At 40.8% G+C, this 12,992-nt stretch carries 14 protein-coding genes; 8 read left to right on the top strand and 6 right to left on the bottom strand.

Annotated features, from left to right (window positions below; translation table 11 throughout):
* The first annotated feature begins 202 nt into the window (after positions 1–202).
* The 6 genes from rpsO (at position 203) to dnaK (ending at position 4,756) form a co-directional block, all read left to right on the top strand.
* Positions 203–481: a 30S ribosomal protein S15 gene (gene rpsO, locus JU57_RS09650; protein ID WP_037960357.1), complete on the top strand. Its 279-nt coding sequence runs from the start codon at positions 203–205 to the stop codon at positions 479–481.
* 319 nt (positions 482–800) lie between these two features.
* On the top strand, positions 801–1,049 hold the full coding sequence (locus tag JU57_RS09645) for a helix-turn-helix transcriptional regulator (protein WP_025345066.1): 249 nt from the start codon (positions 801–803) through the stop codon (positions 1,047–1,049).
* Positions 1,046–1,216: a hypothetical protein gene (locus JU57_RS14110; protein WP_294877014.1), complete on the top strand. Its 171-nt coding sequence runs from the start codon at positions 1,046–1,048 to the stop codon at positions 1,214–1,216. Before JU57_RS09645 ends, JU57_RS14110 begins: the two co-directional genes overlap by 4 nt.
* 169 nt (positions 1,217–1,385) lie before the next feature.
* On the top strand, positions 1,386–2,189 hold the full coding sequence (locus JU57_RS09640; protein WP_037960223.1) for an HrcA family transcriptional regulator: 804 nt from the start codon (positions 1,386–1,388) through the stop codon (positions 2,187–2,189).
* Between the two features lie 3 nt (positions 2,190–2,192).
* Positions 2,193–2,759, top strand: a complete 567-nt coding sequence (gene grpE / locus JU57_RS09635; RefSeq protein ID WP_294877011.1) for a nucleotide exchange factor GrpE — start codon at positions 2,193–2,195, stop codon at positions 2,757–2,759.
* A gap of 110 nt (positions 2,760–2,869) precedes the next feature.
* Complete coding sequence (gene dnaK / locus JU57_RS09630; RefSeq protein WP_037960220.1) at positions 2,870–4,756, top strand: molecular chaperone DnaK; 1,887 nt, start codon at positions 2,870–2,872, stop codon at positions 4,754–4,756.
* A gap of 53 nt (positions 4,757–4,809) precedes the next feature.
* Here dnaK and ppk2 read toward each other — a convergent pair whose 3' ends face one another.
* Complete coding sequence (gene ppk2 / locus JU57_RS09625; protein ID WP_051906793.1) at positions 4,810–5,643, bottom strand: polyphosphate kinase 2; 834 nt, start codon at positions 5,641–5,643, stop codon at positions 4,810–4,812.
* Between the two features lie 161 nt (positions 5,644–5,804).
* On the opposite strand from ppk2, the gene dsbD reads away from it, so the two are divergent.
* Both dsbD and JU57_RS09615 read left to right on the top strand, forming a co-directional pair.
* Positions 5,805–7,547, top strand: a complete 1,743-nt coding sequence (dsbD, locus tag JU57_RS09620) for a protein-disulfide reductase DsbD (protein WP_051906785.1) — start codon at positions 5,805–5,807, stop codon at positions 7,545–7,547.
* Entirely contained in the window at positions 7,548–7,838 is a 291-nt protein-coding gene (locus tag JU57_RS09615) for a hypothetical protein (RefSeq protein ID WP_051906783.1), read from the top strand.
* Here the strand turns inward: JU57_RS09615 and kdsB are convergent.
* From kdsB to JU57_RS09590, 5 genes are read right to left on the bottom strand one after another with little or no spacing between them, the layout of a single operon-like run.
* Positions 7,828–8,535 carry a 3-deoxy-manno-octulosonate cytidylyltransferase gene (gene kdsB / locus JU57_RS09610; RefSeq protein ID WP_037960217.1) on the bottom strand — a complete coding sequence of 236 codons (708 nt, stop codon included), beginning with the start codon at positions 8,533–8,535 and terminating at the stop codon, positions 7,828–7,830. The two genes, JU57_RS09615 and kdsB, sit on opposite strands and share 11 nt — an antisense overlap.
* Positions 8,532–10,028: a threonine synthase gene (gene thrC / locus JU57_RS09605; protein WP_037960216.1), complete on the bottom strand. Its 1,497-nt coding sequence runs from the start codon at positions 10,026–10,028 to the stop codon at positions 8,532–8,534. The genes kdsB and thrC overlap by 4 nt, the downstream gene beginning before the upstream one ends.
* 13 nt (positions 10,029–10,041) lie before the next feature.
* On the bottom strand, positions 10,042–10,893 hold the full coding sequence (gene argB, locus JU57_RS09600) for an acetylglutamate kinase (protein WP_037960215.1): 852 nt from the start codon (positions 10,891–10,893) through the stop codon (positions 10,042–10,044).
* A 33-nt stretch (positions 10,894–10,926) separates the two neighbouring features.
* Positions 10,927–11,865: a tetraacyldisaccharide 4'-kinase gene (locus tag JU57_RS09595; protein ID WP_037960214.1), complete on the bottom strand. Its 939-nt coding sequence runs from the start codon at positions 11,863–11,865 to the stop codon at positions 10,927–10,929.
* The gene (locus JU57_RS09590; RefSeq protein ID WP_037960211.1) at positions 11,858–12,991 is read right to left on the bottom strand and encodes a DegT/DnrJ/EryC1/StrS aminotransferase family protein; all 1,134 of its coding nucleotides are present in this window, start codon (positions 12,989–12,991) and stop codon (positions 11,858–11,860) included. Before JU57_RS09590 ends, JU57_RS09595 begins: the two co-directional genes overlap by 8 nt.
* Between the last annotated feature and the right edge of the window lies 1 nt (position 12,992).

Genomic DNA, 12,992 nt, shown 5'->3' with positions numbered 1-12,992 from the left:
GTTTTCCTCAAATATCTAGGTTAAATAAGAGAAATATTGTACTAAATAAACGTTATATTTAGCTTTAATTACGAAGATAATTCCTAAAGCAAGCAGAGGCATGAAGGCAGGAGTAGGGTGCATAGACAATTTTACTTTTTTTAGCTACAATTCCAAGCTTTTGTATAAAAGCAAAAAATCAAATACCAATCAGGAGGTCATTATGGCTTTAGGTTCGGCGGAAAAACAAGCAATTGTTAGTCAGTTTGGCAGAAAAGAGGGAGACACAGGTTCTCCAGAGGTACAAATCGCACTTCTTTCAAAAAGAATTGTTGATTTAACAGAACATCTTCAGAGTAATAAAAAAGATCACTCTTCAAGATTAGGACTTCTTAAACTCGTTGGTCAACGTAAACGATTGATGAAATATCTTAAACGTACCGATTTTGTGACGTACAGCAAAATCATCAAAGAGCTTTCTATTAGAGATAATAAAAAATAGTCAGAGCTTTACATGTAGGATGGAACTTCCATCCTACACCTCCTCTTCTTTTCTCCCTCTCATTCCCTTTTTTCGTTTACATGTAACCTTTTTTAGCTTCTCTTTTTTTCGAATCAATTTACAGTCGTTCTTTTTATTTTTTATTTATACGAAAAACTGTATAAATATAAACATTAAATGAGTAAAATACTTAAATAAAAGTAGTTTTTAACAAAATAGTGTGTCAAAAATGTACTAAAACGTTATTTTTTAGATATAATAACTTATAAAAAAATCGTATTTATGTATAATTAAACCAGCCTTAGCTAGAATCGTATACATGAAAACAAACGATATTTTTAATCTCCTTCATAATGCTGTTGAGTCTAAATTTTTAGGCAAGAAGATTTCTCAGCGTGAGATGGCAGATAAATTGGGCGTATCGATGCGAACGTATCAAGACTGGAAATTGGGTAATTCTCAGCCACAAGCCGCATCCGCCATTTTTAAAATGCTCGGTGAACTCGATGAAGGCGATGCTCTTCGTTTGATTCAACGCATATCACATGAACTAAAGGATGAAAAATGAGTACATTGTCCCAAAATGAAAGACAAGCTTTAAATGACATCTTCACCGCCATTACAGAAAAAGAGACCTTCTTTTTCAAGCTCAAAGAGAGCAAAGGAGAGATCAAACACTTTTTTAAACTCTTAATCATGCGCAATAGAAAACGCCTCAAACATCCTATTCGCTAATTGTTTCTGACTCTTTCTCTTTTTTCTCCCATACGACTCCTATGCCCTGTTAAATCACTTTTTTCTTTACATGTAAACCTGCGCGCGTTCTCTTTTAGCCTATTACTTGACAACATTACACTCAATGTTGTATAATTTTCTAAGCAATTAAACATGAAGAGTGCTAAAAATGAAAAAACCTTCGAAGCAAGCGTTGATTTTAGATGCCATCATTCAAACCTACCTGAAATCAAGAATGCCTATAGGATCTTCTGAATTACAGATGAAGATGACCCTTGGTATTTCGCCTTCGACGATACGCATTTACTTTAAAAAGCTCTCGGATGTGGGCTCACTTGAGCAGTTACATGTAAGCGGTGGACGGGTTCCAACGCACCAAGCCTTGATGGGCTATTGGCAAGAAAAGCTCGACCTAACGCATCCTTTGGAGATCAAGAATATCGATAAAATCAAACGCTCGACCCATGAACACAACCTTTTTTGCATTGTTGAAAAAACAGCAAATTCGCCTTTTAAAGAGTTGTTAACGGTTCAGAATCGTTTTTTGATTTTGGTTTTTGATGAACATGAGGTTGTTTTAAAGTTTAATGCCAAAGTGGAGCAGTTTTTACAACGCCTTGTGGGGTGTCAAATGCGTGAACTTAAAGATATTTCAGCCCAAGTCGGCTTGTATGAATTGCATGAAAAACTCTCCGCCATTTTCTCACAAGCACCGATTTTAAAAGAAGGTGAGAAAGCGATGTACTCCATCGCGCAAGAGCTCCAAAATGAGGCGTTTATCCAACGGTTTCAAACACTTCATTTTGTAGAATCTATGATGGATGGACTCTACTTTGATGGCTTTGTTCCGCAAGGATGTATGGCTATCAAACAAAAAGCACAGCTCAAAGATGAAGACACAACAGTCGATCTTTTCTGTTTTGGTCGCATCGAGAGTGATTTTGAAGATTTTTTTAATCAAGTTAAGGAGTAAAACGTGGATGAAAAACTACAAGAGGAACAGAGTGTCTCTGATGTTTCTGCAGAGATAGTTCCTGAGTGTTCTGAAAATGAGGAAGAGCTAGCGTGTGAGTGCGAGCAAAAAAGTGAACTTGAGGAGCTCCAATCCAAAGTGGCTGAACTTGAAGATCGGTATTTACGAGCTAATGCTGATTTTGACAATATGAAACGACGTTTGGAAAAAGAGAAAATGCAAGCGATTTCGTATGCACATGAAGTCTTTGCACGCGATCTTTTACCTGTCATTGACTCGTTGGAGATGGCCATTTTAGCAGGAAGCAACGCGGAGATTGAGCGTGGTGAACTTTTAGAAAAAGTCAAAGAGGGCTTGGGTTTAACCATTGAGCAATTTCGAAAAGCGTTTGAAAAACATGGCGTTGAATTAGTTGCAATTGATGGAACATTTGATCCAAACTTCCATGAAGCAGTGATGCAATTAGAGAGCGATGAAAAAGGTTCAGGTGAGATTTTGCAAGTTTTCCAAAAAGGCTACAAAATCAAAGATCGTATTTTAAGACCAGCAATGGTCAGTATTGTTAAGTAAAATTTCTGCCGACGTGTCGGCTAGCTTTAGCGCCCCAGTGGCTAACATAGCCAAAAAGAGCTTTGCTCTGTTGGCGTATTAAAATCAAAATTAAAGTAAAAGGATAAAAAATGGGAAAAGTTATAGGAATTGATCTTGGAACAACAAATTCATGCGTCTCTGTCTATGAGCGCGGTGAGAGTAAAGTTATACCCAATAAAGAGGGTAAAAATACAACGCCTTCTGTGGTTGCATTTACCGATAAAGAAGAGGTTTTAGTCGGTGATACGGCGAAACGTCAAGCGGTTACCAATCCAAAAAGAACCATCTATTCTATTAAAAGAATTATGGGTCTTATGAGCAACGAAGACAAAGCAAACGAAGCTAAAAAACGTCTTCCGTATGCGGTTGTAGATCGAAATGGTGCCTGCGCGATTGAAATCGATGGCAAAGTCTATACGCCACAAGAGATCAGCGCAAAAGTGTTGATGAAACTTAAAGAAGATGCAGAAGCGTATCTGGGTGAAGAAGTAACGGATGCAGTTATTACGGTTCCTGCGTACTTTAACGACTCTCAGAGAAAAGCAACAAAAGAGGCTGGTACGATCGCAGGACTTAACGTTCTTCGTATCATCAACGAGCCAACAGCTGCAGCACTTTCTTATGGTTTAGATAAAAAAGAGGCTGAAAAAATCGTTGTTTACGACTTGGGTGGTGGAACATTTGACGTTACTGTTCTAGAAACGGGTGACAATGTTGTTGAAGTTTTGGCAACCGGTGGTGACGCTTTCTTAGGTGGTGATGACTTCGATAATAGACTCATCGACTGGTTAGTTGCTGAATTTAAAAATGACAATGGCATTGACCTCAAATCAGATGTTATGGCTCTTCAAAGACTTAAAGAAGCGGCTGAAAATGCTAAAAAAGAGCTTTCTTCATCCAATGAGACAGAGGTAAACTTACCGTTTATCACGGCGGATGCAACGGGTCCAAAACACTTGGTTAAAAAACTAACCCGTGCAAAATTTGAGTCAATGATCGAAGATTTAGTCGCACTTACGATTAAAAAAATCAAAGAAGTTGTCAATGATTCTGACCTTAAAAAAGGTGAAATCAAAGAGATTGTTATGGTCGGTGGATCAACACGTGTTCCTTTGGTTCAGCAAAAAGTCAAAGAGTTCTTTGAGAAAGAGCTAAACAAATCAGTAAACCCTGATGAAGTTGTAGCGATTGGTGCGGCGATTCAAGGTGCAGTTATTAAGGGTGATGTCAAAGATATTCTTCTTTTAGATGTTACGCCTCTAAGCCTTGGTATTGAGACGTTGGGTGGTGTTATGACGAAGCTCATCGAAAAAGGTACAACGATTCCTGTTAAAAAATCTCAAGTCTTCTCAACAGCAGAAGATAACCAACCAGCGGTTACCATTCATGCCCTACAAGGCGAGCGTGAATTTGCAAGAGATAACAAATCACTTGGTCAATTTAACCTTGAGAGCATCCCTCCAGCACCAAGAGGTGTTCCACAAATCGAAGTGGCGTTTGACATCGATGCGAACGGTATCTTGACAGTATCTGCAAAAGACAAAGCAACAGGAAAAGCGCAAGAGATCAAAATCTCTGGTAGTTCAGGACTTGACGATGCTGAAATCGAAAAAATGGTGAAAGATGCTGAGCTTCACAAAGAAGAAGACAAAAAACGTAAAGAAGCGGTTGATGCGAGAAATCAAGCGGACGCGCTGGCTCACCAAACAGAGAAATCGTTAGGTGAAATGGGCGATGCAATCAGCGCTGAAGAAAAAGCAAAAATCGAAGCAGAACTCAAAGCGCTTAAAGATGTTCTTAGCAATGAGAGTGCTACCAAAGAAGAGATTGATGCGAAAGTCAAATCTTTGAGCGAAGCAAGTCATAAACTCGCAGAAGCGATGTACAAAAAAGATCAAGGTGAAGCGGGTGGCTCTGGCGGTGAAAAACCAAAAGCTAAAAAAGATGATGACGTCATCGACGCTGAAGTTGAGTAAAAAACGCTTAATGACCTAGCCACTTGGCTAGGTCACCTTCTTACATGTAACGCTTATCCATTTAGGTGTGAAAGATTCTCATTGGGTAAGCTTTTCTCCATAATCTCTATTTCCTGCTTTGCCGTACGAATAATATCCTCTTCCATATGAAGGTGTTTCTTCTTAATTTTATCGGGGTAGTCAACATTTCTTAAGATGTATTTGATGGTATTTAGACGTGCTCTTTTTTTATCGTCAGAGAGAACAATGGTCCATGGAGCACGAGGGTTATTGGAGGCTAGGAGCATTGAGTATTTTGCTACGGTATATTGATCCCACAACTCTTGAGATTTTTCATCAACAGGGGAGAGTTTAAATTGTTTGAGTGGGTCAATTTTGCGCTCATGAAAGCGTTTGGCTTGCTCTTCTTTCCCTACAGAGAAATAAAATTTAAACAAAATGATGCCCGAATTGACCAACATCGTTTCAAATTTTGGCACCTCTCTCAAAAACTCTTTATGCTCTTCTTGGCTACAAAAGCCCATCACCGGTTCCACGCCTGCTCGGTTATACCATGATCGATCAAAAAGGACGATCTCTCCAGCTGAGGGCAAATGCGCTGTGTAGCGTTGAAAATACCATTGAGAGCGTTCGGTGTCAGAGGGTTTGGCGAGCGCTACAATGCGCGCACCTCTAGGATTTAAGTGTTCTGTAATGCGCTTGATCGTTCCACCTTTGCCTGCAGCGTCACGCCCTTCGATGAGAATGAGTACTTTTAGCCCTTGATCTTTGACATGGTTTTGAAATTTCAGAAGCTCAATTTGAAGTCTTTTGAGCTCTTTTTCATATTTAAGTTCACTTTTTTTAATCCAAACTTGGACTTTATCGTCTTTCTCTTTGGCTCCCACAATCTCTTCATTTTGAAAGAGCGCTTTCTCTTTTTTCTTTTTGCCCACGGCGTACTCCTGCTTTTACATGTAAAGATATGATACTCCAAAAATCGTTGTAATTTAAAAAACATTTAGGCTTCTTTGCTACAATAAAGAAAAATTTTACCAAAGGTGATTTTGTGCAACAGCCGATACGCTTTCTCTCTCTCTTTTTTCTCCTCATGGTCACACTTTTTGGTGTTGAAAAACCTAAACTCCTAACGCCTGAAGAGGCTTTTAATGTCACCGCGACGCACAGTAGTCAAGGTGTGATGATCAACGTTATGTTGGGGGAAAAAATTTACCTTTACGATGACAAAATTAGTTTAGAGCTTACGAAGCCTAAAACACTTGATTTGACGCAGTGGATTGAGCGTCCCAAAGCAGAGTATTTTCACGATGCAATGACCCAACGTCAATCTTTTGAGCTGTTTGTCCCTCAAAGCTTGCTTGAGAACGAGGTCAAAAAAGGTAGCTTTACGCTCAGTTTTTCGTATCAAGGCTGCTCTGAGATGGGCATTTGCTATCAACCTATCACCAAAGAATTTACCTTTAAACTCAAAGGAGGTGGCAGTGCTGCGTCACTCTCCGAGCAAGATGTGATTGCTCGAAGCTTTATGAGTGGCGATGTTATGTTGGTACTCCTGAGTTTCTTTGGATTTGGACTTTTACTCTCTTTAACCCCCTGTATTTTTCCGATGATTCCCATCCTCTCTTCGATCATCGTCTCGCAACCCAGCGTTTCGATGAGTGCCAAAAAAGGGTTTTGGCTCTCTTTGGTCTATGTCCTTGCGATGTCCTTAGCGTACACCATTGCAGGAGTACTTGCGGCACTGTTTGGTGCAAATTTGCAAGCATCGATGCAACATCCTTGGATCATTGGAATGTTTAGTGCTCTCTTTGTGATTTTGGCCTTCTCAATGTTTGGTTTTTATGAGATTAAGATGCCAAGTTTCATTCAAAATAGGGTCAATAAAAAAACAGGAGAAGCCCAAACCCAAGGTGTCTTTGGTATTGCGGTGATGGGCTTTTTATCGGCATTGATCGTAGGTCCTTGTGTCGCAGCTCCGCTTGCAGGTGCACTCATTTACATAGGTCAAAGCGGTGATGCCCTTTTGGGTGGAAGCGCACTGTTTGTGATGAGTCTTGGCATGGGCGTTCCACTGCTGCTCATTGGCACAACGGCAGGGCGTTATATGCCTCGTCCTGGTGTTTGGATGCAAAATATCACCGCATTTTTTGGCGTGATGTTACTCGGCGTTGCCATTTGGATGCTCTCACGCATCATCCCAGCTTTTGTGAGCATGTCCTTGTGGGCGGTGCTTATCATCAGCAGTTCCATCTATTTTGGTGCGTTAGAATCCTTTAGCGAGCAGACCAAAGGGTGGCAAAAAGTGCTCAAAAGTATTTTATTTATGGCGCTTGTGTATGGTGTGGCACTTTTGGTCGGCTTTTTAAGCGGTGCGACCAATCCCTTAGCCCCTTTTGAGAAGTTTACGGCCAAAGAGAGTTCAAGTGTTGCGCCATCTCCATCACCCTTTACGAAGATCAAAACGCTTGAAGAGCTGAATCTGGCGTTAAAAAATGCCCAAAAACCTGTGATGTTGGACTTTTATGCTGACTGGTGTGTGAACTGCGTTGAGTTTGAGCAATTTACCTTTAGCGATCCCAGGGTCAAAGCAAAGCTTGAAAAATTCACGCTTTTAAAAGCCGATGTGACCAAAAATAGCGATGATGATAAGGCGTTGCAAAAAGCCTTTACGATTTATGGGCCTCCTGCTATTTTGTTTTTCAAAAAGGGCAAAGAGGTGAGCGAGTTTCGTTTAGCAGGATTTAAAAATGCTGATGAATTTTTGGCACATTTAGAAAAAGTAGGGATGTAGATGAAGGTTATACTGATCGTTGATGTTGAAGGTTTGAAAGAGAAAGTGGTGTTTGAAAAGCATCTTAAAAAAGAGGGATTTACACCCATTGAGGGAGAATCATTTGCGTATGAGGGCAATACGACAACGCATCTGTTTAGCACACGAGCTTTTATTTTAGAAGTGGTCGAAAAAGGGCTTTTAAAATCAGGGTTTGCGTCGTGTAAGTTGATGTTTCAAGTGGGCGAAAACAAAATGGAAGCGTATGTGTATGATACGCTTCATCAAACGTTTGAAGAGGCTATTTTGTAAAAAAGGCTAATGCTTTTTCTAAATCTTCGGGTGTGTCGATTCCAAAACTTTGACTTTGCACTTCTTCCATCGCAATGTTATATCCGTGGTAGATGGCACGCAGTTGCTCTAATTTTTCGATATGCTCGATGGGTGCGTAGGGAAGGGCGCAAAATGTTTCAAGCGCCTTTTTACGAAATGCGTAAATGCCCAAGTGTCCAAAATAACCTTCAAATTCACCTTCGCGATCATAGGGAATGGCACTTCGTGAAAAATAAATGGCATTTCCATGGACGTCTAAAATGACTTTAACCAGGTTAGGATCTTTTACATGTAAAAGATCGATCTTTTTGCAGGCACTCGTTATCATCGCCTCTGTTTTTTTTGCGCGCTCAATCACGCTTTTCACCACGGCTTCTTCGATGAAGGGCTCGTCGGCTTGGACGTTGATAATGATCTCATCTTCAGGAAGGTTTAGTTTTGTCGCCGCTTCATTGATACGATCTGTTCCACTTTGGTGATCTTGTGAAGTCAAAATCGCTTTAAAACCATGCTTTTGTGCGAGTGTTACGACTTCTTCCGTGTCGGCGGCAATGGCGACATCATCCAGATTTTGCACGCGTTTTGCCGTGGCAATGACCATCGGAAGCCCGTGAATATCGGCTAAGATTTTACTAGGAAAACGCGTGGAAGCAAGGCGTGCTGGGATAATAATCACTGGCATTCCTTTTTACATGTAAGGTTCAAAAAATCAAAAATCTCCGCTTCAATGCCTTCTTTTTGAACGATTTTATCGTGCATGACAGACTCGTTAAACAAAGCGCTGATGCACTTTGGAATCTTTACATGTAAGGATGTGCTAATGCCTTCAAGTGCCTCTTTATCGCTGTATTTGATACTATTTTGTTGGATGGCATTGAACATGGTTGGGGCAAATTTCGTCCATTCTGCGGTAGAGCACAGTACACAAGGAAGTGGTTTGGTTTTGAGCTCTTTGTAGGCTTTGAGGCATGTTGCGGTGTGTGGATCCATGATGTAGCCTTGATCGGCGTAATGCTTGATTTGCGCTTTGCCAAAGCTATCATCGGAGTAAACGGCTTCAAAATCTTCTTGTAAGTGCGCAAGTTCTTCTTTACTGAGTGTATAAATCTTCTTCTCTTTAAGGTCGTCCATCAGCTCTTTGGTACGAACGGCTCCAAATTTATCAAACAAAACACGCTCAACATTCGATGAGATCAAGATGTCCATCGCAGGAGAGATTGTTTGAAGCAGACTTCGGTTGCGAAGATCGTATACACCTGTCGTGATAAGATCGGTGAGGATATTGTTGATGTTAGAAGCGATTAGAATTTTCTCAATCGGTAACCCCATCTTTTTCGCATAATACGCTCCCAAAGCATTTCCAAAATTACCACTTGGAATGATCGTGTAAAAAGGTTTCCCCAGTTCGACTTTATCCTGTTTAAGTAACGCAACATAGGCGTAAATATGGTAGATAATTTGGAAAATAATGCGTCCAAAATTGACCGAATTGGCAGCACTCAGTTTGATATTTTTCGCATGGAGTGCCTCTTTAAAGCTAGAAGAGGCGAGCAGGCTTTTGAGTGCATTTTGAGCGTCATCAAAGTTCCCATGAATGCCGATGATTTTTAGGTTGGGGCTTTTTTGGGTTGTCATTTGAAGGCGTTGTACATCGCTGGTTCCGCCATCAGGATAGAGACAGACGACGTTGATATTGGGTTTATTGGCAAAGGTATCAAGTGTAGCAGGACCTGTATCGCCACTGGTTGCCGCTAAAATGAGGTACTTCTCATTCAGCTTTTGGGCAAGATGGGAGAGAATGTAACCAAAAGGTTGCAGCGCCATATCTTTAAAGGCGCGCGTTGGACCATGATAGAGCTCGTTTACAAAAAGGTCTTCTTCAATTTGCGATAACGGCGTAGGCTCACTAGCATCATCAAATGCGTCATACAACGCCACTGCTTCTTGCATCACCTCTTCTTCAATGTCGATGTCAAAGAGTCTTAAAATGTCCAGCGTGATCTCTTTGTAGCTTTTTTTTGAAGCTTTTTCTAAAAAAACGGTATCAATTTTAGGTAAGTTCTCAGGAACATAGAGTCCACCAAAGCTGGCACTTGGATTTAAAATAGCAAATGAAAAGGGAACTTTATTAGGTCTTTGCCCGTCATTACCTCTGGTTTCTATAAACATACAATTTCCTTCTTTATTCTTTAATGATCGTGCCGATACCATCTTTGGTAAAAAGCTCTAGTAAAATGGAGTGTTGCACTCTTCCATCAATGATGTGCGCGCATTCAACCCCACCACGAATCGTTTCTAAGCAGGCGTCTAGTTTGGGGATCATGCCGCCGCTGATCGTGCCATCTTTTTTTAGCGCTTTGATTTTTGTTTTATCGAGGCTTGAGATGAGATTGCCTTCTTTATCAAGCACACCTAGGGTGTCGGTTAGAAAGATGATTTTTTTGGCTTTCATTGCCACCGCGATTTTACTCGCAGCGAGGTCTGCATTGATGTTATAGCCTGGATGATCCACATCATCTCCTGCAGCAATAGGGGCAATAACGGGGATAAATTTTTCACGAATGAGGTGTTTGAGTACTTTTTTATCGATTTTGGTAATGTCGCCCACAAGACCGTATTTGCCATTATCCATCGGTTTTGCGTGGATAAAATTGGCATCTTTTCCTGTAATCCCAATCGCTTTCGCACCATGGTGATTGAGAAGTGTGGTGATCTCTTTGTTGATGCTTCCACTCAGCACCATTTCAACGACTTCCATCACTTGATCGTCCGTCACACGAAGACCATCCACAAAGTTACTTTTTACTTCGAGTTTATCTAAGAGGGCATTGATCTTTTTGCCACCACCGTGGACGATGATTGGTTTAATGCCCACAAGATAGAGTAGAACAATGTCTTTTGCAAACTGCTCTTTGAGTTCGGGGTTAATTTGTGCGGCGCCACCGTATTTGATCACAATGGTTTTTTTATTGAAAAGTTTAATGTACGGCAATGCGTCCATCAAGATTTGTGCTTGGTGTATTTTATGTTGCACAGCAAATCCTTGCGTAAAGGTTAAAGCCTTATTTTAGCGTTTAGGAGCTAAAAGTGTGTTGATTTTAGCGAGTGTTTCGGGGAAGATTTCGATTTCAAGTTTGAGAATGGAGAGTGGAATATCGAACGTTGACATTTTGACCGCATCTTTTTGGGTGGTTAAAATGGTTGTGGCATTGTGTTCTAACAGAAGATTTTCAAGCTCTTTTTCAGTGTACATGTAATGGTCTTCAAACGTAATTTTTCCAATAACATTCTCTGGAAGGTAAACATCTAAACGACTGGGTTTAGAGATAGCCGTGACCAACAGCATACGTGGGCTTGGGTTTAAGACTTCCACGTGGCGCACAAAATCATTGCCTTCTGAGACGATCAGATCGGCGTATGTGTAAAGAAATTTTGGTTCACGGTACGGTCCACTGGGGAGGCAAAAGCTATTACGTGGTTCCGGATTTGGTTTGAGCAGGATGTCGATTTTTGAGATATAGCTTTTGGAAAAACCATCGTCTAAAAAGATGATTCTTGCGCCTCGTTTTTTGGCAAAGCGAATCGCTTCGACACGATCTTCGCTGACTATCACCGTAGCTTCTGGCAAAGATTTGGCGTACAGCATCGCTTCATCCCCACTTGCCATTGCATCGCACATAATTTGACCGTTATCGGAGACCACAATAAGCCCGTGCGATTTTCGTCCATAGCCTCGAAGGATGATGGCAATATTGGAGTGTTCTTTGGCTAAGGCGATGCAAAAGGGTGTTTTGCCATTGCCGCCAACGGTAAGATTCCCAATACTGACAATGGGGAGTGTGAAAAAGAGTTTTTGTTTACGAGAAAAGAAGCGTTTGCTTAGAACAATGGCACAATATAGGGCGCTAAGCGGCAGCAAAAGGTAGGAGATGAGTCGTTGAAACAAAGAAGTTGGGTAGAAAAGATAGGCTTCTACCCAGAGAACAAAACGTGAGCGGTTAAACACGGTTTTTAGCAATCTCTTTGATCTGTTCACAAATGTGAAGGACATCTTTATCACTGAGACTTGAGTAGATAGGAAGTGATAAAATTTGTTGGTAATTGCTCAGCGCTTTTGGAAAATCGTTGACGCGTAAGGTGTATTTGTGTTTGTAGTAGCTTAAAAGATGCAATGGAATGTAGTGAAGCCCTGTGTAAATACCACGCTCTTTAAGCTCTTTTGCAAAGTTGTCTCGGTTTTTGTCAATTTTGATAATGTACTGTGCATAGACATGATCGCGTTTTTTAATCGGAGTGCTGACATGAGGACATGAAGCAAGTTCTCGGTTATAAATGTCTGCAATTTCCATTCGACGTTCAATAAAGCTCTCATTTTTTTCTAATTGTCCAATGGCATACGCTGCATTGAGTTCATTAAGGTCGTATTTAAGACCAATATCAACCACATCGTACACATAGCCTAGGTTACCAAATTTATCCCAACCCTCGCCAACGAGTGCGTGGTTACGAAGCAATCTTGCGCGCTCTGAAAGCTCGGGATCTTTAGTGGTCATTATCCCTGCACTGGAAACAGAGTTATTGGATTGGGGATTGAAACGAAAAACGGTGATGTCTGCTTCCAAGGAGCCAATTTTTTTACCATTGTACGTAGCACCAAGGGCAGCTGTCGCATCTTCGATAATTTTAATGTCGTAGATTTTCGCCAACTCATAAATACGCGCCATGTCCGCAGGTTGACCTGCAATGTGGCTGATAAATGCCCCTTTGAGTTTTTTGGCTTTATTGTTTTTCAAAACACCTTCTAATAGGTCAACATCGATGTTAAAATCATCTTTGTCAATGTCTACAAAGATAGGCTCCGCATCAAAATGTCGCACAACCTCTGCCACAGAAGGGAACGCATTGACAGAACAGATGATTTTATCACCACGTTTGAGGTCTAGAGCGCACATTGCAAGGTGCATTGCCGCTGTTCCGTTTACAGTAGAGATAGCATCACCGCATCCTGTGTATTTTATAAACTCTTTTTCAAGGGTTTCAACTTTGTTCGCTTTTTCTAAATCTAAAACTTCATTGATAAGTGTCTTTTCTCTTTGGTCGATAAATGGTTTATAAAACGGTATTTCTCTCATA

Origin of the sequence: Sulfurospirillum sp. SCADC (assembly GCF_000743525.1) — a bacterium.
Taxonomy (GTDB): Bacteria; Campylobacterota; Campylobacteria; order Campylobacterales; family Sulfurospirillaceae; genus Sulfurospirillum.
Note: the sequence above shows the minus strand (reverse complement) of the source record. Positions and strands in the feature narration are given on the sequence as shown.